Annotated in this window: 31 protein-coding genes; 12 read left to right on the top strand and 19 right to left on the bottom strand. The window is 56.7% G+C overall.

Annotated features, from left to right (window positions below):
* Window positions 1-23: 23 nt before the first annotated feature.
* The 5 genes from Q5Y75_RS17310 to Q5Y75_RS17290 are packed head-to-tail and all read right to left on the bottom strand — an operon-like array spanning window position 24 to window position 4,813.
* A complete protein-coding gene (locus Q5Y75_RS17310) occupies window positions 24-1,130 on the bottom strand; it encodes an ABC transporter substrate-binding protein (protein WP_306199901.1) in 1,107 nt (368 codons plus the stop codon).
* A gap of 47 nt (window positions 1,131-1,177) precedes the next feature.
* Window positions 1,178-2,281 (bottom strand): NAD/NADP octopine/nopaline dehydrogenase family protein, encoded by a 1,104-nt coding sequence (locus Q5Y75_RS17305; protein ID WP_306199726.1) that lies wholly within the window; start codon window positions 2,279-2,281, stop codon window positions 1,178-1,180.
* Complete coding sequence (locus tag Q5Y75_RS17300) at window positions 2,278-2,865, bottom strand: peroxidase-related enzyme (protein ID WP_306199724.1); 588 nt, start codon at window positions 2,863-2,865, stop codon at window positions 2,278-2,280. Before Q5Y75_RS17300 ends, Q5Y75_RS17305 begins: the two co-directional genes overlap by 4 nt.
* Window positions 2,862-3,344 (bottom strand): hypothetical protein, encoded by a 483-nt coding sequence (locus Q5Y75_RS17295; RefSeq protein WP_306199721.1) that lies wholly within the window; start codon window positions 3,342-3,344, stop codon window positions 2,862-2,864. Before Q5Y75_RS17295 ends, Q5Y75_RS17300 begins: the two co-directional genes overlap by 4 nt.
* Window positions 3,341-4,813: an NAD(P)-binding domain-containing protein gene (locus tag Q5Y75_RS17290; protein ID WP_306199719.1), complete on the bottom strand. Its 1,473-nt coding sequence runs from the start codon at window positions 4,811-4,813 to the stop codon at window positions 3,341-3,343. Before Q5Y75_RS17290 ends, Q5Y75_RS17295 begins: the two co-directional genes overlap by 4 nt.
* A 303-nt stretch (window positions 4,814-5,116) precedes the next feature.
* On the opposite strand from Q5Y75_RS17290, the gene Q5Y75_RS17285 reads away from it, so the two are divergent.
* From Q5Y75_RS17285 to Q5Y75_RS17250, 8 genes are all read left to right on the top strand, one after another.
* Complete coding sequence (locus Q5Y75_RS17285; protein WP_306199716.1) at window positions 5,117-6,049, top strand: LysR family transcriptional regulator; 933 nt, start codon at window positions 5,117-5,119, stop codon at window positions 6,047-6,049.
* Between the two features lie 122 nt (window positions 6,050-6,171).
* Window positions 6,172-6,333: a hypothetical protein gene (locus tag Q5Y75_RS17280; protein WP_306199713.1), complete on the top strand. Its 162-nt coding sequence runs from the start codon at window positions 6,172-6,174 to the stop codon at window positions 6,331-6,333.
* Between the two features lie 27 nt (window positions 6,334-6,360).
* Window positions 6,361-6,507, top strand: coding sequence for a hypothetical protein (locus Q5Y75_RS17275; protein ID WP_306199711.1), 147 nt, complete (start codon window positions 6,361-6,363; stop codon window positions 6,505-6,507).
* Window positions 6,508-6,519: 12 nt separating this feature from the next.
* Window positions 6,520-6,945, top strand: coding sequence for a type 2 periplasmic-binding domain-containing protein (locus Q5Y75_RS17270; protein WP_306199709.1), 426 nt, complete (start codon window positions 6,520-6,522; stop codon window positions 6,943-6,945).
* 119 nt (window positions 6,946-7,064) lie between these two features.
* Window positions 7,065-7,193, top strand: a complete 129-nt coding sequence (locus Q5Y75_RS17265) for a hypothetical protein (protein ID WP_306199707.1) — start codon at window positions 7,065-7,067, stop codon at window positions 7,191-7,193.
* 15 nt (window positions 7,194-7,208) lie between these two features.
* On the top strand, window positions 7,209-7,886 hold the full coding sequence (locus Q5Y75_RS17260; protein ID WP_306199704.1) for a carbohydrate ABC transporter permease: 678 nt from the start codon (window positions 7,209-7,211) through the stop codon (window positions 7,884-7,886).
* Window positions 7,855-8,721, top strand: coding sequence for an MBL fold metallo-hydrolase (locus Q5Y75_RS17255; RefSeq protein ID WP_306199899.1), 867 nt, complete (start codon window positions 7,855-7,857; stop codon window positions 8,719-8,721). Before Q5Y75_RS17260 ends, Q5Y75_RS17255 begins: the two co-directional genes overlap by 32 nt.
* Complete coding sequence (locus Q5Y75_RS17250) at window positions 8,718-9,662, top strand: MBL fold metallo-hydrolase (RefSeq protein WP_306199703.1); 945 nt, start codon at window positions 8,718-8,720, stop codon at window positions 9,660-9,662. Before Q5Y75_RS17255 ends, Q5Y75_RS17250 begins: the two co-directional genes overlap by 4 nt.
* Here the strand turns inward: Q5Y75_RS17250 and Q5Y75_RS17245 are convergent, their stop codons facing one another.
* The 14 genes from Q5Y75_RS17245 to Q5Y75_RS17180 all read right to left on the bottom strand — a co-directional run bounded on the left by Q5Y75_RS17245 (window position 9,663) and on the right by Q5Y75_RS17180 (window position 22,333).
* Window positions 9,663-10,721: a YeeE/YedE family protein gene (locus Q5Y75_RS17245; protein WP_306199700.1), complete on the bottom strand. Its 1,059-nt coding sequence runs from the start codon at window positions 10,719-10,721 to the stop codon at window positions 9,663-9,665.
* A 52-nt stretch (window positions 10,722-10,773) separates the two neighbouring features.
* Window positions 10,774-11,997, bottom strand: a complete 1,224-nt coding sequence (hemA, locus tag Q5Y75_RS17240; protein WP_306199698.1) for a 5-aminolevulinate synthase — start codon at window positions 11,995-11,997, stop codon at window positions 10,774-10,776.
* Between the two features lies 1 nt (window position 11,998).
* Window positions 11,999-12,433, bottom strand: a complete 435-nt coding sequence (locus tag Q5Y75_RS17235) for a DUF302 domain-containing protein (RefSeq protein WP_306199696.1) — start codon at window positions 12,431-12,433, stop codon at window positions 11,999-12,001.
* Between the two features lie 78 nt (window positions 12,434-12,511).
* The gene (locus tag Q5Y75_RS17230) at window positions 12,512-13,774 is read right to left on the bottom strand and encodes an NAD(P)/FAD-dependent oxidoreductase (protein ID WP_306199694.1); all 1,263 of its coding nucleotides are present in this window, start codon (window positions 13,772-13,774) and stop codon (window positions 12,512-12,514) included.
* 24 nt (window positions 13,775-13,798) lie between these two features.
* Window positions 13,799-14,506, bottom strand: coding sequence for a c-type cytochrome (locus Q5Y75_RS17225; protein ID WP_371933283.1), 708 nt, complete (start codon window positions 14,504-14,506; stop codon window positions 13,799-13,801).
* A 2-nt stretch (window positions 14,507-14,508) separates the two neighbouring features.
* Complete coding sequence (locus tag Q5Y75_RS17220) at window positions 14,509-15,546, bottom strand: c-type cytochrome (RefSeq protein WP_306199692.1); 1,038 nt, start codon at window positions 15,544-15,546, stop codon at window positions 14,509-14,511.
* Window positions 15,530-16,801, bottom strand: coding sequence for a sulfite dehydrogenase (gene soxC / locus Q5Y75_RS17215; RefSeq protein WP_306199690.1), 1,272 nt, complete (start codon window positions 16,799-16,801; stop codon window positions 15,530-15,532). The genes Q5Y75_RS17220 and soxC overlap by 17 nt, the downstream gene beginning before the upstream one ends.
* A gap of 64 nt (window positions 16,802-16,865) precedes the next feature.
* Entirely contained in the window at window positions 16,866-18,563 is a 1,698-nt protein-coding gene (soxB, locus tag Q5Y75_RS17210) for a thiosulfohydrolase SoxB (RefSeq protein WP_306199688.1), read from the bottom strand.
* 86 nt (window positions 18,564-18,649) lie between these two features.
* Entirely contained in the window at window positions 18,650-19,495 is an 846-nt protein-coding gene (gene soxA, locus Q5Y75_RS17205; RefSeq protein WP_306199687.1) for a sulfur oxidation c-type cytochrome SoxA, read from the bottom strand.
* Window positions 19,496-19,564: 69 nt separating this feature from the next.
* Window positions 19,565-19,894, bottom strand: coding sequence for a thiosulfate oxidation carrier complex protein SoxZ (gene soxZ / locus Q5Y75_RS17200; protein WP_306199685.1), 330 nt, complete (start codon window positions 19,892-19,894; stop codon window positions 19,565-19,567).
* Window positions 19,895-19,928: 34 nt separating this feature from the next.
* The gene (soxY, locus tag Q5Y75_RS17195) at window positions 19,929-20,345 is read right to left on the bottom strand and encodes a thiosulfate oxidation carrier protein SoxY (RefSeq protein ID WP_306199683.1); all 417 of its coding nucleotides are present in this window, start codon (window positions 20,343-20,345) and stop codon (window positions 19,929-19,931) included.
* Window positions 20,346-20,391: 46 nt separating this feature from the next.
* Window positions 20,392-20,868, bottom strand: coding sequence for a sulfur oxidation c-type cytochrome SoxX (gene soxX, locus Q5Y75_RS17190; protein WP_306199681.1), 477 nt, complete (start codon window positions 20,866-20,868; stop codon window positions 20,392-20,394).
* Window positions 20,869-20,999: 131 nt separating this feature from the next.
* Entirely contained in the window at window positions 21,000-21,578 is a 579-nt protein-coding gene (locus Q5Y75_RS17185) for a thioredoxin family protein (protein WP_306199679.1), read from the bottom strand.
* A gap of 14 nt (window positions 21,579-21,592) precedes the next feature.
* A complete protein-coding gene (locus tag Q5Y75_RS17180) occupies window positions 21,593-22,333 on the bottom strand; it encodes a cytochrome c biogenesis CcdA family protein (protein WP_306199677.1) in 741 nt (246 codons plus the stop codon).
* Between the two features lie 80 nt (window positions 22,334-22,413).
* Between Q5Y75_RS17180 and Q5Y75_RS17175 the strand changes: the two genes are divergently transcribed.
* From Q5Y75_RS17175 to Q5Y75_RS17160, 4 genes are all read left to right on the top strand, one after another.
* Window positions 22,414-22,788 carry a thioredoxin domain-containing protein gene (locus tag Q5Y75_RS17175; protein ID WP_306199675.1) on the top strand — a complete coding sequence of 125 codons (375 nt, stop codon included), beginning with the start codon at window positions 22,414-22,416 and terminating at the stop codon, window positions 22,786-22,788.
* A gap of 100 nt (window positions 22,789-22,888) precedes the next feature.
* Window positions 22,889-23,197: an ArsR/SmtB family transcription factor gene (locus Q5Y75_RS17170; protein WP_306199893.1), complete on the top strand. Its 309-nt coding sequence runs from the start codon at window positions 22,889-22,891 to the stop codon at window positions 23,195-23,197.
* Window positions 23,198-23,239: 42 nt separating this feature from the next.
* Window positions 23,240-24,301: a YeeE/YedE family protein gene (locus Q5Y75_RS17165; RefSeq protein ID WP_306199673.1), complete on the top strand. Its 1,062-nt coding sequence runs from the start codon at window positions 23,240-23,242 to the stop codon at window positions 24,299-24,301.
* 360 nt (window positions 24,302-24,661) lie between these two features.
* A complete protein-coding gene (locus Q5Y75_RS17160) occupies window positions 24,662-26,185 on the top strand; it encodes an ABC transporter substrate-binding protein (RefSeq protein WP_306199671.1) in 1,524 nt (507 codons plus the stop codon).
* The last annotated feature ends 3 nt before the right edge of the window (window positions 26,186-26,188 follow it).

Genomic DNA, 26,188 nt, shown 5'->3' with positions numbered 1-26,188 from the left:
GGTTATCGTCCTTAGCTTGGCACTCAGGAGGCCTTGATGGCTTCCACCGCCGGATCGACCAGCCCGTATTTCATCTCGTTGGCTTCTGCCCGGAAGAATTCCAGATGAGATAGCTCTTCGTCCGAAAACGAAGTCGACTGCTTCTCAAGATCCGTCAGGTAGTTTGACGCATCCTTGTAGGTCGAGATGAACCCTGATGCCTTGGTCATTGACGCACCGATCTCGGGTGACGCGAGGATGGCGTCAAGGAACGTATAGGCATTGTCGGCGTTGGGCGCATTGTTGGCAATGTTGTAGGTGTAGACAAATCCGTAGGAGCCTTCCTGCGGAATGGTCATCGCCAGCGGGAAGCCGTCATTGATCAGCGCAGCTGCGGGGCCATTCCAGCTGTGACCCAGCGCAATATCCTGATTGACGAACATCTGTTGGATCTCCGCTCCACTGTCATAGTATTTTCGTACCAGCGGCTTCTTTTCAATCAGGAAATTCTTAGCCTCTTCAACGATGGCTGCGGCTTTGTCCGGGTCGTCAATATATTCGACCATATTGCCGTCATAGCCCATCTTTAGCATGATGATCGACATCATATCCTGAATGATATACGCGGTCTGGCCCTTGTATTTTTCCGAGAACAGGACGTCCCAGCTCTTGGCTTCCTCAGGGCTCACAATTTCAGTGTTGTAGGCCAGCACTTCCATCCCGGACAAGATCGGTGCGCCCCACTTGTGACCGTTTATGGTTGACCAGTCGCTTTCAGAGAACGTCGGGTTGATGTTGCCCCAGTTGCTCAGGCGGTCAGTATCCAAAGGTGCCAACAGATCGCTGTCGATGAACTGCAGAAAACGGTGGCCCGCAACTGTCATGATGTCCACCGTAGGATTGGGCGCTTCAGCTGCCAGCAGGTTAAACTGCTTGCCCTGGTCGTCCACTAGGCGAATGTTGACCTTAATGCCGGTCTCGGCCTCGAATTGCTCCTTGAACGCGACTGGCACAAAGTCATTGTAAGTCCAGATGTTCACCTCGCCACTCCCGGCGCTGGCACGGCGCAGGTATACAGGGCTGGCCAGAGCCGTGGCGCCCAAAGCGGCGGTGCCCAGAAAGCGACGGCGGCTGAATGTAAGTTTGGACATTTGAACGTCTCCTTGTCGGTTGGTTTTGGTTTGTATTTTTGTTTGCGTCACGACACCCGGTCAGACACCTTTTTCAAAAGGCCTGTTTGGGCAGCTTGCTTCAGCTCCTCCAGGCTGAAGCTGTTTAGATCCAACGCATCCAACAGGTCGTTTTCCTGCGAGAAGTCACGGCCGTACATTGCCGAGAATACTCTGATGCCTGCTTCATGCAGGACGGCAGGCTGGCCTGTTAGCCGACCAAGAACCGCTGTCACCTGCAATCCATATGGAACATCTTCCGTCACATAGCGGCTGTCAGCGGTTTTTGGTCCAAGGCCCCCATAGCCACGCATGTGCATGTGCTGATTCATCTCGGACACAGATGCGGGCGGGACATGAAAACTCTGGTGAAAGTGTTCGAAGATCGTCTTCACATCCAGGTTCAGCGCCTTGGCGATGGCGAGACGTTCAAGGTCCAACTGTTCCAACAACCGTCCGACCTTTGGCGTGACATTCTGGCCCTGGCTCCAGTCCTCACCACGCTCCATTCTGGTGATATTGCAGAGGGCGATGCCAAGGTGGTTCTGTGGGTTGAGGTTAGACAGCGAAATAGCCAACAGCCCGCCTCGCGGTTGAAATCGGTCGCCAAACAAGGTCTTGCAAAACTCCAGCCCGATGTCGGTCCCGGTTTCTGGTACCGTGCAAAGATCGACCCGGTTGCGCACCGTGTTGACCCGCACCTCAGCCTCCTGTCTCCGGCCCGATACTATGGTGGTGCCCCAGGCCGTAACGGGCGCGCGAATACCGCGCGCCGCCAGAGATTGAGCGAGATACATCGCGCCAAAAGAGGCGTGCGAAGAGATGATCACGTGCTGATCATCGCGAATATGCGGTGCCAGCACGTCCATGACCGCCTTATGCCCGTAGGTAGGCAGCGCAATGATCACTGCATCGGAGCTTTCAGCGAGCTCCTGAGCGGAAGAGGTAACGTTTGGGCGAAACTCTGATTCGATGACACCATGGGCTTGCAACGGCGCGCGCGCAAATATCTCGGTTCCGGCGCCGGATGGTGACCAAAGCAAAGGAACGTGCCTGTTTTTGTACAACAACGCAGCGGTGCCGAGAGCGATGGCCCCTGCCCCCGCAATTCCTATGCGAAGCGCCTCGCTCATGCTGTTTCCTTTTGGCGCACCGGATCGCCCAGAACATGCATCAACCGATTGGCCCAGCCAAACAAAGCTGAAGACAGGATTAGGTCGAAAATCTCTTCCCCCGACAGCCCGGCCTTGCGCAAGGCGTCAATGTCCTCGGGCCCAGCGGTCGGAGGTGCCTCGGCAGCTTTACGGGAGAAATCGAAAATCGCCCGATCTCTGGGGTTCAGATCAGCCCGCTCACCTTTGGCAAAAAGTTCGTCGGTCACGGATTCATCCCGTGCCAGCTTGGCATGGCGGTCAGCATGCACGGCGGCGCAATAGATGCAGTGATTGACCATCGAAGCCCCGAGCGCGCCAAGTTCACGTTCCGCGCGAGACATGCCACCCCGGTCGTACATGATGGCGTTGAACAGTGGCGAGCGAACCGAAAGGCTTTCGACATCATGGGCCAGTGTCAGCACGTAGTCCGACACTTTCGTGTTCGACGGGGTGACTTTTAGTGCATCGAGCTGTTCGGGAGTGGCGTCTTCCAATTTGACGGGAACAACGCGCGGTCGCCAATCTGGAACGCTACGCGTGAACTTCGTTACGATATGTGTCATGCTGCCTCCCTTTGCATCAGTCGCAACCCTGCGATCACCCGGGTCTGGAAGGCCATGAACGCGACCAACTCGCAAAGCCGCACAATATCGGCATCCGAGACTCCCGAAGCCTGAAGCCTGGAAATGTCTTCCGCCGCGATGTCTTTGGTTTGATTGGCGACTTTGTCGACAAAACTCAGAACTTCATCGAGCCCCTCGGAAATTCCCTTCTCACTGGGCGATGTGAGCGCGGAATAGTTCTTGCTGTTGGCGTGGTAGTGGGCGGCCAACGGTTCATCACCAGCAAGAAATGCAATTCTTGCGGCAAGTGCAGCGCGCAGGTCGTGGTCAAAAGCACCGAAGTCCTTTGGGCGCAAAACCGCATCTTCGGCATCCTGGGTCATTCCCAGTACTTTGGCCCGCGCCAAAATGGCATTGGAAACTTCGGCGTCGTCCGAGGCCCCGACGTTTCTCAAAACCGTCGTTTCAAAGAGGTTCATGCAACTTGACCTTCTATAGTCTGTGATTTGGTCTCAAGATCCGTTGCTTCCCATTCGTCGCCCAAAAGTTCCGGCGTGTCGTAGTCGAGCAGATCCTGCCAGTGGGTTTGGACGTCCTCACTGTAAAGTGCCGCTGACAGCGCCCTAGAAAGCCACGCGGCGCCATCGCTGATACCCGGAATGTCGCCGCTTACCTTGCCCAGGCTTGCGGAAGCGCCGTAGTTGAAACAGTAAACGTTGCTTAACCATGGCGCCTTGCCCGGCTGTTTTTCGCGGAATGTGAAATCTGTATTCAGGTAGGGAAACCGCCCGAGATCGCCGCGTTCTTCTCCGGGTGGTGGTGTATATACATCCTGCCAGAGCAGGATTTCAGCCGCGGCATCGCCGAACTCGGTACGCGCCATGGGATCAATGTTGAACCCGGTGCCCAAGATCACAAAGTCCGCCTGGTAAGATGTGCCATCTGCAAAATGGATGACGGCTCCCTCACCACGCTGCTCGATACGCGTTGTGGTTTTTCCAAAGTGAAAATAAGCGTTTGGATGGCGACTGACGCGCAGAGTCGAACCGCGCGGCGACGGGGTTTGAGTTGAGAAGCTGTATTGCATGAAGCGCCACCGCCATTCATCGGGCAGCTCGGCAAACCCGGCAGTAAAGCCGTAACTTCCAATACCCATCAACTTATTGATCGTGGGCATTTCCTGTCGCCGGATGAGATGGCGCACTTCCTTGGCACCATGCTCCAGCGCCTCGGCCGAGTTATCCACTGCGGATGCACCGACACCAATTACAGCCACACGTTTGTCTCTGAGGGCGGAAAAATCGATGTCGTCTGCGCTATGAGCCCAAAGGTGCTGAGGTAGACCATCCATGAAGTCCGGTATGTTAGGCCCACCGGTTCCATCGCGCCCCGTGGCAAAAACCAGCTTACGAGTCAGAATTGTACCTGTTTCGGCACCAGACACTGTAAGACGTAGCAGATCGCCTTCCGGTTCGACGGAGTCCACACAGATCCCATTCTCAATGTTGATATTCAGCGCCTTGCGATACCAGCAAAGGTATTCCATCCACATAGTGCGCGGGATTTTGTCCAGTTCTTCCCAGGCTTTTGCACCAAACTGCGCGCGATACCACGCCTGGAACGTCAATGAGCCGTGACCAAAGGCGGGACCGGTAAGTGTCTTGGGGGATCGCAATGTCTCCATACGCGCATAGCCAAGCCAAGGTCCCTCTAACCCCACGGGAGCGCGATCCAGAATTCGAATGTTGTGAACGCCGCCGCTTGTTAAGGCCAGCCAAGCAACCATACCACACATCCCGCCGCCGATTATGACAACGTCCGACACGCCATCTCTGGGAGGCACCCAGTTCTTTGCAGGCCAGCATAACACGCTCAGGTCATCCTTTAGCCGCGCCTCCAGCGCAGACAGACCGAGGGAGTCAATTGAGAGGTGATCTTGGTTCTGCATACAGGCCATCCTGAAAAAGCTGTGTGTGATGGAGTCAGAAGTACGTCTTTGTTCGGGTCCGGGTCGGGAATACACCAACTGTGCGACTTGTGCGGTCATGGTTTTTGGCAAGCAATTGACACGCGACTGTTTCCTGGCGGGACAACCTTAGAAGTCCGGCGGCGCGTCCTGACAGGTAAACCGTGGCGTTCGCAGGTCCAGCCAACATTGCATCGTCCCCTTATCGTATACCAGCACCTTGCCATGCATTATCTGCATAATTAGGCTGCGATAATACTCAAGCGTAATAATGAGCTCGCTACTATGTCAACTATGAATAATGAACGGCCTGATATACGCTCAGTGGAGGCCTTTGCTGCAGTGGTCAGTTGCGGATCTATGACAGCTGCCGCAAACGTGCTGTCTGTGAGCCAGCCGGCCGTGACGAGGATGGTACGGGATCTGGAGAAACGGGTAGGTTTCGATCTCTTTGACCGCAACGGACCAAAAATATCTCTCACAGACAAAGGCATGAAGTTTTACGAAGAGTCTCAGCGCGTTATGTCGAACCTGACGCAGCTGACACAGCGGGCGCACGCGATCCGTGACGAGAGGATCGCCGCCATTGACATTATTGCGACGCCAACAATGTCCGCAGGGCTTGTCGCCCCTACCCTATCGAGCCTCACAGACCTGCTGCCCGATTTCATTCATGTCGAAACGACCACCTCCGAGCGCGTCCTGCACGCGCTCCGCCAACGCACCGCAGATCTGGGCTTTACAGCATTCCCGGCTGATCACGGTCAGCTGAGTTGCCTGGCATGGTTCGAATCACGCCTTGTCGCTGTGGTAAAGCAAGGCGGCCAATATGATATCCCAGCGCCGCTGCCACTTTCGGTATTCGAAACCGAAAGGCTGGCTACAATCGAGAACAGCTATCGCATCCGCCGTGCAATCAACAGGAGCTTGGAAAAAAAGCGCGTCACTCCAATCTCGGAAATTGCCACAAATTCTTCGTTGAGCGCGGCGATGGCTGCGAGGGAGGGTCTTGGGATCGCGATTTGCGATCCGATTACGGCCATTGGCGTGCCGATTGAAGGAGTTTCAATTCGCCCGCTCGCGGTAGAAATCAAGTATGACTGGGGTCTATTTTCCAGCGAAGAGAACGCCATGAAGGACCAACTCAACCTCGTAGTCGATGCATTTACCAAAAGAAGCGAGCACATCGTAAGCCATGTCGCCAGTCTGAGTGACTGAGTGACTGAGTGTCAGGATTCTTCGAAAGGGTTGCATCGCAAAACCATTGAGAGGTTGGGACGGGGATTTCTATGACAAGGCCGGCGTTTCGCCTGACGATATCGAAACCTGGGACGATTTCATTGCCTCAGGAAAAAAAGCTGATGGACGCCAACCCGGATGTCGTGATGACACAGACCACGATCAACTCGGCCGTCGAGTTCTTTGAGATGATCGGCCACGAAAACGGATGCACCTATTTCTCGGAAGACGGCAACACGATCACGCTGGCCAGCGCGGAATGAGCAGAAACGCTGGATACTATCAAAGCGATGTATGACGCCGGTATTCTGACTGCCGCGGACTGGGGTGGCAAATTGCAGGCCGCAGCGGCTGGCATCGTTGCCACCGACATGTTCGGCGGGTGGTATGAAGGCTCGATCCGGCCCAACGTCCCCGAAGAGCAAGCCGGGCTCTGAGGCGTGTACCGGATGCCTGCGGTTAAAGAAGGCGGGCCGCGCGCCGCGAACCTCGGCGGCTCGGCCTATGTCATACCGGCGGCGTCAGAAAACCCGGAACTGGCATTCGAGTTCCTGCGCTATTCGCTTGGCACGCCTGAAGGCCAGGTCAGGATGCTGCGCGAACAGGGACTGGTGCGCTCTCTGCTGGCGGCGCTTGACGATCCTTACGTGCAAGAGCCGATCCCCTTCTGGGGCGATCAGGCGGTCTGGGCGACGGTTCTGGAAACACTGCCCGAGATCATGCAGGTGCGAGGCACACCCAATTACACCGAAGCCTACACCACCATGACCTGGGTGCAACTCGAGTATCTGAATGGCGGCTTTGACACTGCTGCAGAAGCATTGTCCGAAGCAGCGCAACAGGTCTCACCGGCGACGGGGCTGCCCGTCGAATGAGAAGGCGCCCCCCTGGGTATTCCTGCCCAAGGGGGGACGACTCTCAGCACCTCGTCATCCGGTCTACCAGCTGGCGGGCCGGATGCCACGATTGGCCCAAAAGAAACGGCTGAACGCATATGCCGCTTAGAACCCGCACAGCCTATTTCTTTCTGGCCCCATTCATGTCGATCTTCGTCGTGTTCTGGATCTGGCCGATTGGTTATTCGGCCTGGCTGTCGCTGCTGAATACGCAGGGTGCCAGTTAGAGCTTTGCGCCGCAGATGAACTGGGGGCGTTTGCTGCAGGATCTCGGATTCGCAAACGCGTTGACCAACACGCTGATCCTGATGGCCATTCAGGTGCCGGTCATGATGGTACTGGCCACGTTGCTGGCGATTGCACTGAACTCATCATTGCTCAAGGCCCGCGGCCTTGTCCGGATTGCGTTCTTTGCCTCCGTCGTGGTCAGCGAGGTGGCATATGCGGCGGTTTTCCGGCTGATGTTCAACGCCAATCTCGGGATCGTCATTCGCTCGCTGGCCTCGACCGGGTTGCCCGAGGTTGCCTGGCTGTCAAACCCAAGCTCGGCCATGGCGGTGATCATCATGGCGGTGACCTGGCGCTGGGTCGGATATAACACGACTATCATCCTGTCCGGCCTGCAATCGATCCCCGAAGACGTATACGAGGCCGCGTCTCTAGACGGTGTGTCCCGGCGTCAGCAGTTCCTTTACATCACGGTGCCGTTTCTTAAACCAGTGCTGATCTTTGTGTCTGTTCTGTCCATTATCGGCAGCCTGCAGCTGGGCACGGTATTATTCATTCAGAGTTTACAATTATACACATTCATATTAATGATTTTATATGACTTTTACTCAGGATTTCTCACGTCGTTCGTTCATGTTACACGCCACGTACCTTGCAGCAATGAGCGTGACACCAAAACGCGCGCTTGCTGAAATATCGCTCGGTTCGTCAGTAAAAATTTCTACCTTATCAGATGGTAACCTGTCGCTGCCTCCCGAAATGGTCTTTGGCGAAATGCCTCAGTCAAAGCTCACTGAGCTGATGGCAAAACGTTCGATTACTCTCACCAAATACGAACCGGAATGCAATGTTACCCTTTACCGCGACGGCACCAATACGGTTCTGTTCGACGTGGGAGCCGGACCTGATTTCATGCCGGCCTCCGGGAAGCTTTCAGAATCGCTAAGCGCGATGGGATTGTCTCCGGAAGAGGTCACGCATGTCATATTCACGCATGCTCATCCGGATCACATCTGGGGCGTATTGGATGATTTTGATGACCCGCTTTTCCCAAACGCAATGCACCATTTCGGTCGCAAGGAATGGGATTACTGGTGGAACCCATCAACCGTAGATTCGATTGGTGCAGACCTTGCTTCATTTGCGGTTGGGGCCAAGCGGCGGATGGAAGTGATCGAAGATCGGGTTGAGCTCTTTGACGATGGGCAGGACATCCTGCCCGGCATCGCTGCCCGAGCGAGTTATGGGCATACGCCCGGGCATATGACGTTTGAACTCCGCAATGGGAGCGAACCGGCAATGATCGTCGGTGACGCGCTTGGCAATCCGCATGTGGCCTTTGAACGGCCGGATTGGCACAGCGGGACCGATCAAGACCCCGTTGCAGCAGCGGCGGCGCGAATATCACTGCTGGATCAGATTGCCCATGATCACATGAAAATTATTGGTTTTCATTTACCAAATGGCGGGATTGGCCGGGTTGAAAGGTCAGAGTCCAACTATAGATTTATCGGAGAACCTTCATGATACGACCGGTCCTGATGGTCTGCACCATGGCCACGCCTGCTTGGGCAAACGAGGACATTGCCGACCAGTATCCTCAGAGCGTGCTTTATTCCAAACCCGTTGAGTTCATTCCCGGTGTATACTCCGCCATTGGCGCAACTGCGCCCCCCACTTATGAAAACTCGGGCCATAACAACAACCTCAGCTTCATCGTGACCGCTGAGGGTGTTGTCGTAATAAACGGCGGCGCGGCTTACGTGCTTGCCGAGGCGCTGCATCAGGAAATTCAGGCGATTACCGATCAGCCGGTCAGACTTGTTTTCAATGAAAACGGTCAGGGCCACGCGATGTTGGGCAATGCCTATTGGTCCGAACTTGGGGTCCCGATCATTGCACATGCAGATGCGGCGGCGGAGTTCGAGGAATATGGCGCTCAGATACTTGAGGGGATGAAGGGATACAACAAAGACAAAGCAGAGGGGACATTCCTTGCCGGTCCTACCGAAACCTTCGAAGACGAATACGTAATCAAGATGGGTGGTTATCGCATTGAGGCGAAGTATCTTGGCCCCGCGCACAGCCCCGGCGACATCTCAATATGGCTGCCGGATCAGGGCCTCATCATAGCAGGCGATATGGCCTTTCACGAGCGTATGCTGCCGATCTTTCAGGAAACCTATACCGCCGATTGGCTGGAAACCTGGGACAATGAATTTGAAGCGCTTGGGGCCACTTATGTCATTCCCGGACACGGTCATCCGACAAATATGGAGCAGGTGCGTCGCTATACGCGCGACTACCTTGTCTACCTGCGCGGCAAGATACAGGACCATATGGACGCCGGCGGTGATCTGGCCGAGGCTTATTATGTCGATCAGTCCCCTTACGCGCATCTCGACACGTTTGAAGAACTTGCCACGAAGAATGCCGGGCGTGTCTTTGAACAGATGGAATTTGAATAGCTAGGATCGTTGCAGGGCCGGAATGCGCACTATCAGCCGATGCGCGCTGACGGCCCCGACCCACATCGAGAAAACCGCAAGCCACGCCGTCAGGGACAGTGCCGCGCCGCCGGACAACCCGGCGCCAACCGCGCATCCCCCGGCCAGCATCGCGCCAAAGCCCATCATGACCGCGCCGACCAGATACCGTTCCATCGGGGTATCTTGCCCGAACCGTTCGATCTTCCACTCGCGTAACAGCAGGGCCGATGTGGCGGCTCCGATTGCCACGCCGGGAACCAGACCCAGACCAAAGGAAAGTGCCACGTTTCGTTCGGCCACTAAGGCCATCAGAGTGTCCGTCGCAGGGCCGGTAAAGGTGACGGACGACACCGGCACCACTTCGAATGATGACTGCGCGATGGCAAATGTCATCAGCCAGCCAAGGGCGACGGCCACCCCGACCCCGGCGGCTGAGGCGCTATTGATCGCAGAGACATCTCGGTGGCTGGCGAACATAAGCGCCAAAACCCAACCCAATGCGGCCAGCACCGTATAAGCTAGCGGCGATAAACCAAGTATGGCCGAAAGATCACGCCCCGATCCGCCGGAGACGGTCCATAGCCCCGAAATCACCTCTCGCACGGGGCTGAGCACACCCGTATAGGCGGCCTGGGCCACCAGTGTCAGCACCAGCCCGGTGACCAGCGCACGCAAGTTGCCACAGGATGCGAGTACCAGAAGGCGCGATGCGCAACCACGCGCTAGCACCATGCCAACACCGAACATCAGCCCTCCGATCAACGCGCCGCTCAGGCTGCCTGTTGATGCAATTGCGCGTGTGTCGGATAGGTCGAGCCATTCGAGCCAGACAAACCCCTGAACCAGTGTCAGCGCCGAGGTGAAGGCGACCAGCCAGACCGCCAGCCGGGGGCCGAACTCACCCTCGGCGACCTCGACAGTCGACGCGCGCAGACAGAAATGCGATTTCTGGGCTGTCGCTCCGAACAGGATACCAACAAGCACCCCGGACAATGCCAAAGTCCCTGTATCCCCCAGCAGATCGATGAGCTTCTCCATGGACAGAAACTCTCACCTCGCAGCGTGTTCGTCTTTGTCTTTCGTCAAGTTCTCACTGAGCGGCCATTGGCCTGCGTGCCAGTTGGCATTGGGTCCAGAGCTCGCCCAGTGCAGTCACCAACCGATCCACGTCTTCGGATGAATGGACCGGCGATGGAGTAATCCGCAGGCGTTCGGTGCCTTTCGGAACGGTTGGATAATTGATGGGCTGGATATAGATGCCATAATCCCGCATGAGAATGTCAGAGATGAAACGACATTTCACTGGATCGCCGACCATTACCGGGATGATATGGCTTGGGTTGGGCGTGTGCGGAATGCCCAAAGCATCCAGCCGGTCCCTGACCTCGCGCACGCGCTGCTGATGCTGAACCCGCTCATCATTGCTCTGCTTGAGATGACGGACCGATGCTACAGCACCTGCCGCCACAGAGGGTGGCAGCGCAGTGGTAAAGATGAATCCGCTGGCGAAGGATCGGACAAAATCAACAAGCGCGTGCGATGCCGCAATATAGCCACCCACAACGCCAAAGGCTTTGCCCAGTGTCCCCTCGATCACCGTAAGGCGATCCATCAGTCCTTCGCGTTCGGCAATGCCGCCCCCGCGTAGACCATAAAGGCCAACGGCATGGACCTCATCCAGATAGGTCATTGCGTTATACCGATCCGCCAGATCGCAAATCCCGGCAATTGGCGCGATGTCGCCATCCATCGAATAGACGCTCTCAAAGGCAATCAGTTTGGGCGAATTGGCGGGCAGTTCCGCAAGCTGCTGTTCCAGATCCGTCAGATCGTTGTGTTTCCAGATCCGCTTCTCGCATCGGCTATGGCGGATACCTTCGATCATCGAGGCATGGTTCAATTCGTCGGATAAGACCGTGATCCCAGGTATGTGCGATGCCAAGGTTCCCAAAGCCGCCCAGTTCGACACATATCCCGACGTAAACAGCAGCGCCGCGTTCTTACCGTGAAGATCTGCAAGCTCCTGCTCCAGCAGAACATGCGCGTGTGTGGTGCCTGAGATATTGCGGGTGCCACCGGCCCCCGCTCCGCAGCGATCAATGGCATCACGCATTGCCGCAAGAACCTTGGGATGCTGGCCCATCCCAAGATAATCGTTCGAACACCAGACAGTGACCTTTTCGGGGCCTGTAAGTGTGTGATTACGCGCTGTGGGGAAGGCCCCGCACTGACGCTCCAGCTCAGCGAAGATCCGGTAGTTCCCCTCTTCCGACAGCTGCGTCAGTTGGTCCCGAAAAAACTGCTGATAATTCATTTCAGCTTCCGGCGGCTTCTTCAACGATATCCGACAGCAGGGTTTCGACTTTCTGCATCGGGCCGTCCGGGTAGCCACGATAGCCGATCTGAACGCCCTTCTGATCCTCAGCCACGAAGACAGTGTAAGGACAGTAACCGATGTTCATTGGGTCCGCCTCCATCACTTCGCGCGAAACCTTTGCCGAGCAGAACACAAAGATGTCCGCTGCCTTAAATATCTGCTTGTCGCTTCCGACATCCGCCCCCGTCCGGTTCAGCATGTCGCCGACATGGCTGACATAGTCGATAACCAGCCCCTGCCCTACGATTGCGGATTCCACAGCAAATGTGGCGTCGTCAAAGCTGCCGTCAAAAGGCACGGCGATGATCTCATCGGCCAGCGCCTGACCTGTTAGTAAGGCTGAAAACGCGACCGCAGCGATGTTGTGTTTCATGGTCCTATTCCTCCTTTTGAACCGCGCTTCCCTGAACTGCCTGTCAGGGTTCAGTATCCGCCGAACCCTCTGTTTTTCTTAGCCAAACATGTCGGAAGTTATACCCGCATACCAACCCAGAGACTCTTCATAGGTCGCTTTCCGCAGATCGGCACTTTCGCCGGTTTGGCTGATAAACCCGTCCACCTTGGCGATTTTCTCGGGCGTCGCCTCATAGGTCGCGCCAACCTTGACGCCATCATCGGTGTCGATCAGCGACCAGCAGGTGTTCGAGAACTTGGCCGGGAACACTTTGGAGCCCGTCAGCGCTCCACGCACCGCATTTGCGCAGACCTTGGCTTGACTGTTGGCCGAGAACCCGGATTTCGGCATATCACCCTGCTGGCTGGCATCCCCAAGCACATAGATATCCGGGTCCGCTTTCGAAGACATGTCAGCCGCGTTGACCGGCGCCCAGTTGCCCTCGGTCACCCCGGCCATTTCCGCAATGCGCCCTGCCTTCATGGCGGGTATCACGTTGCACACATCCACCTGGGTCTCTTCACCATCGATGGTTACGGTCATGGCATCAGGGTTCACCGAGACGTTGCCGCCGCCAAAATCCTCTCCGATCCAGTCGACCATGCCTTCGTAGTGATTTGCCCAGCCTTCCTGAAACAGCGACATCTTCGAGAATTTGGGCTTGGGATCAGCCACGATGATCTTTGCCGTCGGATTATTGACCTTCAGAACATGCGCCACCATCGACACCCGCTCATACGGACCGGGCGGGCAGCGGAACGGGTTCGGCGGAGCCACCATCGCAAAGGTTCCGCCTTCGGGCATCGCACTGATCTGCGCTTTCAGCAGCTCGGTTTGCGACCCGGCCTTGTAGGCGTGCGGCATCTTGTTTTGCGCAGAAATATCCCAACCATCGACGGCACCATCAACAAAATCGATGCCGGGGCTCAGGATCAGCTTGTCATAGGGAACAGACCCACCGCCTGCCAGAGAAACGGTTTTGGCGCCGCGATCCACGCCCACCGCCCAATCGTGCACGACGTTGATGCCATAGTCTGCGGCCAGCGTGCCGTAGCTGTGAGCGATATCCGAAAGCTCCTGAAACCCTCCCAGATAGAGGTTAGAGAAGAAACAAGTGTAGTAAGTTCGCGAGGGTTCGATCAGCGTCACGTCAATCTCACCCTTGCTATCCTTGGCGATGTAGCGCGCGGCGGTTGCGCCACCTGCGCCGCCGCCAACTACAACCACCCGGGGTTTGCCTTGCGCCAGAACCATCGGTGCCGCCAACCCGGTGGCAAGCACCCCGGCAGTTCCAAGGAATGTGCGTCTGTTGAATGTCATGGCGTTTCCTCCCCTCACGCTCTGTTAGTTCGGTTTGTTGAAAAAGGCGGCCAGGGCCGCGATCTCATCGTTGCTGAGGCGACCGGCGACCATCTGCATAACTGGATGTGGCCGCTGTTTTTTCTTGTAGGCGTGCATGGCAACAACAAAATCTTCGTAGGGCCAATACACGATTGACGGGATGCCCTCATCGCCACCTTCGATCTGATGGCAGGTCGTGCATTCGCTGCTGAGATAGGCGCCATATTCAGGGTCTCCCTGAATGGCGAGGATATTGGGGTCGACCGAATGATCTGTGGCCTTTGCGGTCGGGTCCGCTTCGGGAATATCGCGCGGGTTGTCAGAGAAGCCGCGCAGATAGGCGATCACGTTGGCCCGATCCTCGGGGTCTTTCAGCCCGCGAAAGCTCATCCTTGTGCCCGACGCAAAGGCGCGCGGGTTTTCGATGTAAGCCGACAGCGTATCAGCGTGCCATTCAAGACCCGAATTACCTGCCCGCACAAGGCTCTTGGAATATTTGAAGCCTTCCAGCCCCGCAGCGCTTCGCCCGAATATCCCGTTCAGATGTGGCCCGCTCTTGTTTTCGGCTCCTTCGCCAACTTCGTGGCAGCCCTTGCATTGGGTGAACACTGCTTTCCCGGCTATGGCATCGCCGATCTCCTCAGCTGTGCTGGCCACCGGAGTAAGGCCCCCGGCAAGCACAGCGCAGATCAGAGATTTCGGCCAGCGCACGATCAGCTTCCGAACGACTTGAGGTAGACAATAACCGCCGCGATATCTTCCGACTTTTTGAGACCCGCGAACGACATCCGCGTGCCTTTCATATACGCCTTGGGCTTAGCCAGAAAGGCGGCCATTTCCGCATCGGTCCAGACAAGTCCACCATCAGAAGCGGCCTTCATAGCCTTGGAGTATTTGAACCCATCAACTGCACCGGCATTGGCCCCGATGATCCCGTTCAAAGCCGGGCCAGTGCGATGCTTGGCCCCTTCGCCCACCTGGTGGCAGGCTTTGCATTTCTTAAAGACCTTTTTGCCGCTTTCAATCATCTCGGGATCAAGTGCGGCTGTGTCCTCGGCCACTTCTTCAACCTCGACAGCAGCCTGAACGGCGGGTTGCGGTTCGACGTCCTCGGCCTTGCCTTCGTCCGGCGTGACGTCCAGAACAGCCGCACGCATGGTGATTTCGACGCTTTCTTTGCAATCCGTCATGCAGGGTTCTTCGGTCCAAAAATGCGCCTCGGTCGCTTCCCGGTCATCCACGATAAACCCTTCCGCGTTGGGCATTTCCACATCCAGAAAATTCTTATGCGACAGCGTGAACTCATCATCAACGATATCGTTGGAATAGAGGATATATGCCACCATCGCATAAACCTCATCCGGTTCCAGCGATTGGGCATTCCCAAAGGGCATCGAGCGGTTCACATAATCCCAGACCGTTGAAAGATAGGGCCAGTAAGACCCCACTGTTTTCAAGGGGTCTTTATCGGCAAGCGTTCCATCGCCGCCAGCCAGCTTAGGCCAGTTATCCACGCCTTCGGCAAAATCTCCGTGGCAGATTGCGCAATACTCGGCAAAAACCTCTTCGCCGGCGAATACATCTCCTGAACCTTCCGGCAGCCCGGTCCCGTCCGGTGCCACGTCCAGATCCCACGCCGCGATTTCTTCCGGCAGGGCGGGTCGGCCCAAGCCGAGTTTCTCCGCATAGGCCGGAACAGCCAGAGATGCGCCAAGGGCCGATGCAGCCAACAGCTTACGATACTTCGACATTTTCCGCCTCACCGTTTTCCTTGATCCACCAGGTCTGGATGCAATTGTTGTGATAAATCGAGTTCTCGCCGCGAACTTCGCGCAGCTGGGCTTTGCTCGGCTGGACGTAACCCGACGAGTCTTTGGCGCGGGCCTGCAAAAGCATCTCGGACCCGTCCCAGTTATGATCGAGATAGAACCGCGTCAGCGCCTTGTCGGTTCCGGGTGCGGCCAGACGGGCCGGAAGCCAGTTCTTGCCGCCATCGACCGATACGTCGACACCGGTGATCGCACCCCTGCCCGACCAGGCCAGACCGGTGATCACCAGCGGCCCCGGACCATGGGTGATCGGTGCCTGAGGGCTGGGGGAGGTGACAACCGATTTGGCATCCATCACCCATGTCCATTTGCGCGAGGTGCCATCCTCAAGCGTATCTGTGTATTTCGAGGTCTCTTCCCGGCTCTCAATCGCCATCTCGGTGATTTCCACCCGGCGCAACCACTTGACCCACATGTTGCCTTCCCAGCCGGGGACCACCAGGCGAACCGGATAGCCGTGTTCCTTGCGCAAGGCCTCACCATTGGCTTTAAAGGCGACCAGCACGTCATCCATGGCTTTTTCCAGCGGTATCGAGCGACCGTTGGACGAGGCGTCAGCCCCTTCGACATAGACCCATTTCCCTTCGGGCTTAACCCCGGCCTCTTCCAGCAAGGTCCGCAGGGGAACGCCAGAATATTCCATGTTGTGGATCATGCCATGGGTGAACTGCGCGCCGTTCAACTGCGCCCCGGCCCATTCCATGCCGGTATTGGCAGCGCATTCGCAGAAATAAATCCGGTTTTCGCGTGGAAAGCGTTCAAGGTCTTCATAGGTGAAAACCAGCGGCGTATCGACCAGACCGTTAATCATCAGACGGTAATCCGACTTGCTCAGTTCGATTGCACCTGAATGATGCCGTTCAAACGCACAGCCTTGCGGCGTGATCGTTCCGTCCAGCGCATGGATTGGCGTGAAGTTGATCGAGCTGATCGTATCCGCCGTCAGCCATTCGACATTGCGCCGGACAACGTCTTTTTCAAACTCAATTGGCAGCCCATACGGGGTTGCATCCACACCTTCCCCGGTTGCTTGCGCCCATTCCTGAACCTGAGTGATCAGGGGATCGGGTCCCGCAGCCCGGGCCGTTCCGGCGCCCACTGCGCCTACTCCAATAGCGGCCGCACCGCTTAGAAACTGGCGACGCGAGGGTGCCTTTCCTTTGGAGTTGTCATTCATTTGGATTGCCTCCGTTAATCGATCAGCAAAACTGTTTTTCGTGTTTCACGCTTAGGTCGCAGCATCAGACCCCGATCACCTCAACGGACGTATTCGGCAGGACAGTGACGGTGCCGCGATTGCGAATATGGGTTTCAACGACATCCCAGATGGGCGGGCCTTCAGTGCCTTCGTTGACGCTGGCCCAACCGGCCACCACGTAGGACTTGGCCGGATCAATTGCCTCATCCGTTTTGAGCAACGTCATGTCGCTGATCCGCTGCCCCTGCGGTTTGGTCAAGTCGATGCGGTAGCCGAGGCCCCCGACGCGGACCATATCGCCGCCCTGCTGGTAGTAGGGGTCGGGATTGAACAGGTTGTCACCGACGTCTTCGAGGATGACGTGGATGAATTCGCCCGTCATTTCAGTGCGATAGGCGTTTGGATAACTCATCGAGGTGACGTTCCAGATATCCTCGCGCGTGATGTCCTGCCCCGGCAGGATCGACGGGCCCCAGCGCACGCCAGGCGACATGGCGATGTCGGCCTCTCGCTCACTGAGTAGGGCGTCGCAGATCAGATCATCCCATGTGCCGTTGAAATTACCCCGCCGATAGAGCAGCGTGTCTGTCTTGCCAATTACCTCGCTCAGTGCGGTCTCATACGGCACGCGTTGTTCGTCGATTAGAGCGGAAATCGCGGGATCAGGCGCAATCACATCCGAAAAGATCGGGATCAGCTTGTGCTTCAGCCCCATCATCTGACCATCCCTGACATCCAGATCGACACGACTCACGAATTTGCCATTTGAACCGGACGCGATAATGTGTGTCTTGCCCACCAGCACCGGCTCGGGCAGCGCATCATGAGTGTGTCCGCTGAGGATCACGTCGATTCCCTGCACCCGGCCTGCCATTTTCTTGTCAACGTCAAACCCGTTATGGCTGAGGACAACAACGACATCGGCTCCGGCGTCGCGCACCTCATCCACCATAGCCTGCATATTCTCGTCGCGAATTCCGAATGAATATTCCGGGAACATCCAGCTTGGGTTTGCAATCGGCATGTACGGGAAGGCCTGACCGATGATGGCAACCTTTGCACCGCCCCGATCAAAGAACTTGTACGGTTGGAACAGCTCTGCCGGTTCGTCCCATTCGGCGTCGAATATGTTCTGACCCAACGCGGCGAAGGGCAGGTTTTCAACGATTTCGTTAACCCGATCGCTGCCCAGAGTGAACTCCCAATGGAAAGTCATCGCGTCCGGTTTCAGCGCGTTCATGACATTGACCATGTCCTGCCCCGCTGTCTGATAGCAGGTGTAGGACCCGTGCCATGTATCGCCGCCATCTAGCAGCAGAGCATCGGGACGGTCCGCCCGGATCGCGTTGATGACGGTCGAAACACGGTCCAGCCCACCGACCCGGCCATAGGCTTTCGCCAGAGCGGCAAAGTCGTTGTAGGTCAGCGCATAGGCGGATGGGCTGCCATCTTCGATGCCATAGGCCTTACGGAAAGCAGTACCGGTGACATGCGGCATCTGCCCGCGCGCGTCACCGATGCCAAGATTGACCTCGGGCTCACGGAAGAAGATCGGTTTGAGCTGCGCGTGAATGTCGGTGACGTGGATCAGGCTGATATTGCCGAAGGTTTCGAACTCCAGCAGTTGATCCTGAGTCAGGCTCTGCTGGGCGGCGAGTCTGGCCCAGTTGCCAAATCCCGACGCCCCATAAAGTGCCGAGGCCGCCATTGAGACCTGTAGAAAATCACGTCGCGAAATCATCTGCTGTCTTTCTCATTTCACATATAAATGTGTGAATGTTATGGATGCGAAAGACCCGCGCCAAGCAGCCTCGGCGCGGGCGATCCTTACTGGCGAACAGCCGGAGTTTCGACCGAAAGCCCGTTGCCGCGCGAGGCCACATATAGCTCCAACGCGCGGAACTCGTCTGAACCTTCAGCGAAGGTTTCCGCCCTTGTGTCACGAATACAACCGCGGAACCGGTTATGGCGCGAGATCAGCTTGGCCTGTTTCAGACGGTAGGTCGGGAACCCGTTGATCATGCCCTGACTCAGATGGTCAGCGCGGATCATATTGCCCCAGTTGTCCTCGTGGCAATTGGCGCAGCTCAGCTCCAGCTGGCCATAGCGGGTATAGTACATTTCCTTGCCCTGCTCCCAGTACGGGGCAGCGTCGCCATCGATTGCGATATTCATCGGCATCCCGCGTGATTGCAGACCGATCAGGGCGACCATTCCCTGCATGTCGGCACCCGACCATTTCCAGGCCTCCGCCTCCATCCGGTCTGTCCGGCATTTGTTGATCAGATCTTCCATTACAACAAGCTTGCCACTTTCCGCATCGACCTTGGGCATGGAGGCGTGCAAGCCCTGAAAGCTTTCTACATCCTCATGGCAAGACGCACAGCTTTCACCGGCCGCGCCATCCACCGTTGCAAAAAGATCAGCGGCCTGATCGACAAAGATCATTGCCGGATTGTCAAAATCATCAAGCTGCAGCGCCTGTGTTTCATCTGTCCGGAAATGCCAACCAGAATAGATCGTATCAAGGTTTTCCGTGTGCGCAGGCGCATCCGTCACCGAGGTCATATTCAGCTCATCATTGATCACGAGCTTGTCTTCATCCGGCCCGGCCTCAGCTGTGATTGGTAAAGCCAGAACAGCCGAGATCACCGCGAGTGCTTTTGTATTCATTGCGTTCCTCCCTTGGTCGACCAGCGCCAGCGTTACAACCCGCGCTGATCTGCCTTAGTGGTCGAGCCGTCAGGCGATCTCGATCGATTTTTTTGTGTCGTAGACAGAGCCATCGTCGTCGTACCAGGTGAAGACAAACTCACCGGCCTCGGGCACGGTTGCGTCAAACTGGAAATACGGGTTTGTCGAAATCGCCGGCTCCATGGTCACGTCCACCACCGTCTCACCGCTAAACTCACAGGTGAAACGATTAATGATCGAACGCGGGATCACGTTGCCTTCTTTGTCCTTGCGCTGGCCGCTTTCCATCTTGTGGCTGATCAGCGTCTTGATTGTGATCGTTTCGCCAGCGGCGGCTGTTTTTGGAACCTTGACGCGGGGCTTTACACCGGATGCCATTGGTTATTCTCCTGTTTGTCAGGGCGCGGGGCGATCAGCCGCCACAACCGCCAATTGTCACTTTTACGGTTGCCGAGGCCTTGGCAAAGCTACCATCCGCCATCTTCGCCACCGCAATCACATCCTGTGTCCCGGCAAGACGGATACGAGTCGAGGCCGCCTGCTCGGCAGCCAGTGGGCCGAAGTTGAAGGTGGCAACGCCGGGTTCGGGGTTGCCAGCCGCTACGATCAGGATCGATGCCGCCCCGGGGGCGCTGACCTCGATTGGAACCGTGTTGCCGTTTTCGGCGATTTCGGGCGCTGTCAGGGTGACACCGCCTTCCGCCAAGTCCGCACCACCGGTGAAAGCCGAGATCGCATCATCGGCAGCGGCAGTTGCACGGAACGGCAGCAGAGTCAGAACCGCGGCGCCCAGGCCAAGGGCCAGCGTCTCGCGACGTGAAAGTTCCATATTCAAACTCCTTTGAATGCTTGAAGATTCGCGCCTGACAGCGCGATCATTCCTCTTTCAGGGTCGCCAGAAACGCGACCACATCTTCGATTTCCTGCGCGGTCAGGATCGGTGTCAAAGGCGCTATCGGGGCTTTGCCCGTATACGCGTCGCCCGGCCGGATATAGCCTTCGTCCTTGTAGAACGCTGGCATGACCGTCCCGTCGAAGGTCAGCTTGGCATTTGCTACCAATCCGCGCAGCTCTACTTCGCTCCAGCGATCCCCTGCACCGTCCAACATGGGGCCAACCTCGCCATGGAACGGAATTTCGGCCAAGGCCGTAACCTCGTGGCAGGCCACGCAGTTACCTTTGGATTTATCGCCAACGATGATCGCACCGTTCGCCGCATCACCTGCGATACCGGTCAGCGAGGCTTCAATTCCGCCGTAGTCGTCATACTTAACGTCTCTCGGATCCGTCTCTGCCGCAAGGGCTGCCCCGCCTGTCATCACACAGACCAGAGTTAGTTGTCTCAGCTTCATGATCCCTCCCATTTGCTACCGCACCGCTGGCGCTTTGCGATCCAAAGCTTTGGTGTACCGTAGTCGACCTACGGGGGTTATCGCAACATTAAATTCATTATAATGAATTTTTTCATTTATTATAGCCCAGATCAGTCCTGTGAAAGATTGTTGCGTTCCTGAAGGCGTCGCGCGTGATAGCGTTGAAAATCTTCCCCATTATCAAGCGCGTATCGTTTTTCATTTACCCAGGTGAAAAGATCCAGAGTTGTGCTTTTGGCAAAGGCCCCCGGCATCGCAGACACCGCTACATCGATGGCCGTTGTGTCCTCGGGTACCTCTTCGGGCAGAAAAACAAGCGTTGGCGTAAACAGAATCCCCCATTTGCGCATCAACACGCGCTGTTCACTTTCCTCGCCGTCGAAATCAACGGCTGTTGTGCTGCCGTGCAGGTCCATCTGCACCACAAAGAAGTTCTCTTCGATATAGGCGGACAGGTCGGACTGCGGAAAAACCTCTTCATGCATCTTTTGGCAATAGATGCAGCCCTGCTGTTCGATGAACAGCACCAGCCTCTTGCCCTCGCTTGAAGCTTCTTGGAGGTCCTCGCGCAGATCTTTGAACGTGTCGCGCATCCAAGGCGTTTTGTGCAGACCATCATCGCCAAGCTCGGCGGCAAAGCCCGATCCGGCCAGCAAGCAAACCAGCATAGTTACAAGAATTCGTTTCATGACATCCTCCCAGATTAACCAATGCTTGCCAGCCACGGCATGTGGACCAGCATCCATTGGGCGATATGGTTTATGGAATTGGTTGCGATCAGCAGGCCAAACAGGATCAGCAACCCGCCCATCGCCTTCTCGATCAGCCCAAGATGTTTCCTGAAACGCACCATCCACTGCATGAACGGTCGAACAAGATATGCCGCCAGAACAAAGGGTGCCGTCATCCCGACTCCGTAGGCAAACAGCAATGCCGCGCCGCGCCATGCAGTATCCGTGCCTGCAGCGGTGAACAGAATGGCGGCCAGAACCGGCCCCACGCAGGGTGTCCATCCAAAGGCAAACGCAAGGCCAAGAACGTAGGCCCCCATGATGCTGACACGCGATGTGTCCCCGATATCTGCGCGGAACTGACGATAGAGGAAACCAATCCGGACAACGCCCAGAAAATGCAGCCCCATTGCAATAATGAGCGCCGCAGCGATCCAGCGCAAAATATCGAAATACTCGCGGACCAACTGTCCGAATATCGAAGCCGTCGCACCAAGCGCCATGAAAATCGTAATGATCCCCGCAGCAAAGGCCAGTGCAGATACCGTTGCCCTGCGGCGCGTATCGGCGGGGATCTCGGCTTTGGCAGAGACCTGCTCCATCCCGACGCCCGCCAGATAGCTGAGGTAGAAGGGCACGATGGGAAGGATACAGGGCGAAAGAAACGACAATAAGCCCGCAACCAAAGCCCCTGCAAATGTAATGTCGAGCATGGTCAAAACGGTCCCGGCGCGCTATCATTCATATATTCAAAATAATAAAGATATATCAACACAGTCAATCGGAGCTTGTGATGCGCCCTGTTCTTGCCAGTCTTTTTGTCATAGCGTTGATGGCCTTGCCGGGCGTGGCCCGGGCCGAAATGACGCTGCTTATGGTGGAAGAAGACGGCTGCATGTGGTGCGCCCGCTGGGATGCGGAAATCTCGGAAATCTACCCTAAGACGACCGAAGGACAAACCGCCCCGCTTAGACGCATCGACATCCACCAGGCCACCCCCGATGACATCACATTGAAAAAGTCCCTCTATTACACACCGACCTTTGTTCTGCTGGACAACGGTGCTGAGGTTGGTCGGATCGAAGGATACCCCGGCGAGGATTTTTTCTGGGGTTTATTAGGCACTTTGTTTCGTGACGCCGGGGTATCGGTTGAGACCTCTGGCTAAGTTCCGGCAAATTACATAAACTGTTATGAATGCATGAAGCTATGAAAGCGAGGCGATCTTGTTGGGCAAACCTTCGAAACTGCCTGTGTTCTCAAAGGACATGTGCGCTGAAGATCTGGATCGGATGATGGAGAATGCGCAGACGGCATCAAGCTTTCTCAAGGCAATCAGCCATGAGGGGCGTCTGATGATACTTTGCTACCTGTCTTCGGGCGAGAAATCCGTCATGCAGATGGAGGAAATGCTATCAGCCCGCCAGGCCGCAGTCTCGCAGCAATTGTCCCGGTTGCGCTTTGAAGGGTTGGTCAAAACACGGCGCGAGGGAAAGACGATCTACTACCGCTTGGCGGATGACCGGTCGACGCAAATCCTCGAAGTCGTTTACGATCTATTCTGCCGGGAGTCGTAGCAGCGCCTCGGCAACACCGCCAGCTTTGGGAGGAGACTGGCAATGTTCGAATTTCTAGGAGACGCCAACACCGTCGCGTTGATCGGGCTGGTTGGCGGCATGGTTCTTGGCCTCGCCGCCCGCATCGGGCGTTTCTGCACTCTGGGCGCGATCGAGGACTACGTTTACGCCAATGACGACCGCCGGCTGCGCATGTGGGTCGTTGCAATTGGTGTTGCGATGATTGGCAGCCATACGGGCATCGCGCTCGGATGGCTCGATCCGCTAGGATCGCCTTACATCGCCCAAACCTGGAGCCCCATTGGGTCGATTGTGGGCGGGCTGATGTTTGGCTATGGCATGGCCATCAGTGGCAACTGCGGCTATGGCGCGCTGGCGCGTCTGGGGGGCGGCGATCTACGGGCATTTGTAATCGTCCTTATGCTGGGCCTGTCGGCCTATGTCGCGATGTCAGGTCCGCTCGCCTATCTGAGGGTTTGGGTCTTTCCCGTGGAAATGGATCTGAGCGAACCCCAAAGCGTCAGTTTTCTTGCCGAGCGCCTGACATCTATTCCGGCCTGGTTGATTGGCATTGTGATCGGGACGGCGCTGGTCCTCATTGCGTTGGCAAACAAACGCTTCCGCAATGCACCCTCGCAAATCCTTTGGGGAGCGGCGGTCGGACTGGCCATCGTCTCCGGCTGGCTTGGCACAAACTGGGTCGCAACCCACGGATTTGAAGGGGAAACCGTGCAGACCCATACATTCGCTGCACCGCTCGGAGACACGATTTTCTACCTGATGACCGCCTCAGGCACCACACTTTCATTCGCGGTTGGATCCGTCGCAGGTGTTCTGATCGGTGCCTTCCTGGGATCCTGGTCCAAGGGCCATTTCCGATGGGAAGCTTGCGAAGACCCGCGCGAGCTCAAACGTCAAATGCTGGGCGCCGCAATCATGGGACCGGGCGCAATCATCGCGGTCGGATGCAGCGTAGGGCAAGGCATCTCGGCTTTCTCACTGCTGGCGTATAGCGCGCCTGTCGTCTTCGTTTCGATCTTTGCCGGCGCCGCTCTTGGGTTGCGACAACTTGTATCTGGATTGTCTTTTGCCATCGGTAGATGAAGCCTGAGGACGCTCTTATGGCACTGTAGCAAAGTTTTGGCTGTTGACGCGCTTGGGTTTAGCGTGTGGATGGCTTGCGGTCCCGACTAGTCAAAAGCCGGCTCATCATCTCTTTCAAAGGCACGCAGTATCCCAAGGAGGATGTGTCGCAAACTTCTGGAACGGCCAGCTCCAGCGACTTAGTGGACACACCTACCGAACTGTTCAGTGAAGTAAGAGAAATCTTGGGCAAGTTTGGTGAACCAGAAACTGCGTTCCCAAAAAAGACCCACGAATTCAATCAATTTGCTATGGTATAACATACCAGGTCTTGCTAAATGCCTCGGCAACTCTTGTGACGCCCAACGCGGAGATTCCCCAATGCTGAAAACTCTAAACGCGGCAATTTGCATCGCTTTCGCCGTTGCCACCAATCCGCTCCTCGCCGAACCCAAAACAGATGTGACCATCGCTTCGCCATGGGAAATCGCCAGCTACGACCCGACCGTTTCCGGGTCGATTGTGCAAAGCCTGCAAATCATGGAGACGCTTGTCGACGCGGATGCCAAAGGCGTGCTGCGCCCAGCGCTAGCGACGGATTGGACGGTGTCCGAAGATGGTTTGACGTGGACCTTCACATTGCGGGAAGGTGTTACCTTCCACGATGGCTCAGCGTTTGATGCGGTGGCCGCAGTCAATGCGCTGACCCGCGCCTGGGAGCAGCCCGGCATTCTGCAAAAGGCCCCGATCACCGGGATTTCCGAACAGAACGGCAAGGTGGTCATCACCGTCGCAACGCCCTTTACCGCGCTGCCGTCGATCCTGACCCATTCCACGACGATCATTCCGGCACCCGCCGCCTTTGACGCCGACGGCAACCCCATCGCTCTGATCGGGACCGGCCCATTTTCTGTAACGGATTTCACCCCTCCGCAAAGTGTGTCGATGGCGCGGTTCGATGGCTATTGGGGCGATGCGCCGAAACTGGAAAGCGCGACTTATCTGGCGGCAAGCCGCGCGGAAACCCGCGCGCTGCTGGCAGAAAGCGGAGATGCTGATCTGGTCTTTACGCTCGATGCGTCGGGCTACAGTCACCTGCAGCATGTAGATACGATTGAGACGCAGGCTGTGCCGATCCCGCGTGCGGTGCTGCTCAAGGTCAATTCCGAGCACCCGTTCTTTGCTGATGCCCGCGCCCGTCAGGCGCTGAGCCTTGCCACCCCGCGCGCCGGGATCGCCAAAGCCATCACCCGGTTTCCCGAATCCGCTGCGGGCCAGCTTTTCCCGCCAGCGCTGAGCAACTGGCATTCCGCTGATCTGGCACCGCTGGAAACCGATCTCGACGCCGCCAAGGCGCTTCTGGCCGAACTTGGTTGGATGCCGGGCGAAGATGGTGTCTTGACCCGCGACGGGGAACGGTTCTCGATCACGTTGCGCACCTTCCCAGATCGGCCGGAACTGCCGTTGATCGCTACGGCCCTGCAAGATACTTGGCGCGAAATCGGGATCGAGCTTGAGGTCAGCGTCGCCAGCTATTCCGAAATCCCGAAAGGGCATCAGGACGGATCGCTACATGTGGCGCTTTTTGCCCGCAACTACGGCCTGACGCCGGACCCGATTGGCACCGTTATGCAGGACTTTGCCAACGGTGGTGGCGACTGGGGAGCGATGCGGTGGGATAACCCCGAAGTGACCGGTGCGATCCAGACCATCGCCTCGACCGCCGACCCTGAAATACGCGCTGAAAGCATCGCAGAGGTTGCGGGCATCCTGCACCAGGAATTACCGGTCATTCCAGTGCTTTGGTATCAACACACAGTTTCTATCGACAAAGGTCTGGATGGTGTGATCATCGATCCGCTTCAGCGTAGCTATGGCCTGAGTGAGATGTACTGGGTCGAGTGATCC

This window comes from Ruegeria discodermiae (genome assembly GCF_030758345.1).
Lineage (GTDB): Bacteria > Pseudomonadota > Alphaproteobacteria > Rhodobacterales > Rhodobacteraceae > Ruegeria_C.
Note: the sequence above shows the minus strand (reverse complement) of the source record. Positions and strands in the feature narration are given on the sequence as shown.

What these genes read in the sequence shown, in the direction of transcription:
- Q5Y75_RS17310 (WP_306199901.1), bottom strand. Translation starts at nt 1,130, where the DNA reads ATGTCCAAACTTACATTCAGCCGCCGTCGCTTTCTGGGCACCGCCGCT.
- Q5Y75_RS17305 (WP_306199726.1), bottom strand. Translation starts at nt 2,281, where the DNA reads ATGAGCGAGGCGCTTCGCATAGGAATTGCGGGGGCAGGGGCCATCGCT.
- Q5Y75_RS17300 (WP_306199724.1), bottom strand. Translation starts at nt 2,865, where the DNA reads ATGACACATATCGTAACGAAGTTCACGCGTAGCGTTCCAGATTGGCGA.
- Q5Y75_RS17295 (WP_306199721.1), bottom strand. Translation starts at nt 3,344, where the DNA reads ATGAACCTCTTTGAAACGACGGTTTTGAGAAACGTCGGGGCCTCGGAC.
- Q5Y75_RS17290 (WP_306199719.1), bottom strand. Translation starts at nt 4,813, where the DNA reads ATGCAGAACCAAGATCACCTCTCAATTGACTCCCTCGGTCTGTCTGCG.
- Q5Y75_RS17285 (WP_306199716.1), top strand. Translation starts at nt 5,117, where the DNA reads ATGTCAACTATGAATAATGAACGGCCTGATATACGCTCAGTGGAGGCC.
- Q5Y75_RS17275 (WP_306199711.1), top strand. Translation starts at nt 6,361, where the DNA reads ATGTATGACGCCGGTATTCTGACTGCCGCGGACTGGGGTGGCAAATTG.
- Q5Y75_RS17270 (WP_306199709.1), top strand. Translation starts at nt 6,520, where the DNA reads ATGCCTGCGGTTAAAGAAGGCGGGCCGCGCGCCGCGAACCTCGGCGGC.
- Q5Y75_RS17265 (WP_306199707.1), top strand. Translation starts at nt 7,065, where the DNA reads ATGCCGCTTAGAACCCGCACAGCCTATTTCTTTCTGGCCCCATTCATG.
- Q5Y75_RS17260 (WP_306199704.1), top strand. Translation starts at nt 7,209, where the DNA reads ATGAACTGGGGGCGTTTGCTGCAGGATCTCGGATTCGCAAACGCGTTG.
- Q5Y75_RS17255 (WP_306199899.1), top strand. Translation starts at nt 7,855, where the DNA reads ATGAGCGTGACACCAAAACGCGCGCTTGCTGAAATATCGCTCGGTTCG.
- Q5Y75_RS17250 (WP_306199703.1), top strand. Translation starts at nt 8,718, where the DNA reads ATGATACGACCGGTCCTGATGGTCTGCACCATGGCCACGCCTGCTTGG.
- Q5Y75_RS17245 (WP_306199700.1), bottom strand. Translation starts at nt 10,721, where the DNA reads ATGGAGAAGCTCATCGATCTGCTGGGGGATACAGGGACTTTGGCATTG.
- hemA (WP_306199698.1), bottom strand. Translation starts at nt 11,997, where the DNA reads ATGAATTATCAGCAGTTTTTTCGGGACCAACTGACGCAGCTGTCGGAA.
- Q5Y75_RS17235 (WP_306199696.1), bottom strand. Translation starts at nt 12,433, where the DNA reads ATGAAACACAACATCGCTGCGGTCGCGTTTTCAGCCTTACTAACAGGT.
- Q5Y75_RS17230 (WP_306199694.1), bottom strand. Translation starts at nt 13,774, where the DNA reads ATGACATTCAACAGACGCACATTCCTTGGAACTGCCGGGGTGCTTGCC.
- Q5Y75_RS17220 (WP_306199692.1), bottom strand. Translation starts at nt 15,546, where the DNA reads ATGTCGAAGTATCGTAAGCTGTTGGCTGCATCGGCCCTTGGCGCATCT.
- soxC (WP_306199690.1), bottom strand. Translation starts at nt 16,801, where the DNA reads ATGAATGACAACTCCAAAGGAAAGGCACCCTCGCGTCGCCAGTTTCTA.
- soxB (WP_306199688.1), bottom strand. Translation starts at nt 18,563, where the DNA reads ATGATTTCGCGACGTGATTTTCTACAGGTCTCAATGGCGGCCTCGGCA.
- soxA (WP_306199687.1), bottom strand. Translation starts at nt 19,495, where the DNA reads ATGAATACAAAAGCACTCGCGGTGATCTCGGCTGTTCTGGCTTTACCA.
- soxZ (WP_306199685.1), bottom strand. Translation starts at nt 19,894, where the DNA reads ATGGCATCCGGTGTAAAGCCCCGCGTCAAGGTTCCAAAAACAGCCGCC.
- soxY (WP_306199683.1), bottom strand. Translation starts at nt 20,345, where the DNA reads ATGGAACTTTCACGTCGCGAGACGCTGGCCCTTGGCCTGGGCGCCGCG.
- soxX (WP_306199681.1), bottom strand. Translation starts at nt 20,868, where the DNA reads ATGAAGCTGAGACAACTAACTCTGGTCTGTGTGATGACAGGCGGGGCA.
- Q5Y75_RS17185 (WP_306199679.1), bottom strand. Translation starts at nt 21,578, where the DNA reads ATGAAACGAATTCTTGTAACTATGCTGGTTTGCTTGCTGGCCGGATCG.
- Q5Y75_RS17180 (WP_306199677.1), bottom strand. Translation starts at nt 22,333, where the DNA reads ATGCTCGACATTACATTTGCAGGGGCTTTGGTTGCGGGCTTATTGTCG.
- Q5Y75_RS17175 (WP_306199675.1), top strand. Translation starts at nt 22,414, where the DNA reads ATGCGCCCTGTTCTTGCCAGTCTTTTTGTCATAGCGTTGATGGCCTTG.
- Q5Y75_RS17170 (WP_306199893.1), top strand. Translation starts at nt 22,889, where the DNA reads ATGTGCGCTGAAGATCTGGATCGGATGATGGAGAATGCGCAGACGGCA.
- Q5Y75_RS17165 (WP_306199673.1), top strand. Translation starts at nt 23,240, where the DNA reads ATGTTCGAATTTCTAGGAGACGCCAACACCGTCGCGTTGATCGGGCTG.
- Q5Y75_RS17160 (WP_306199671.1), top strand. Translation starts at nt 24,662, where the DNA reads ATGCTGAAAACTCTAAACGCGGCAATTTGCATCGCTTTCGCCGTTGCC.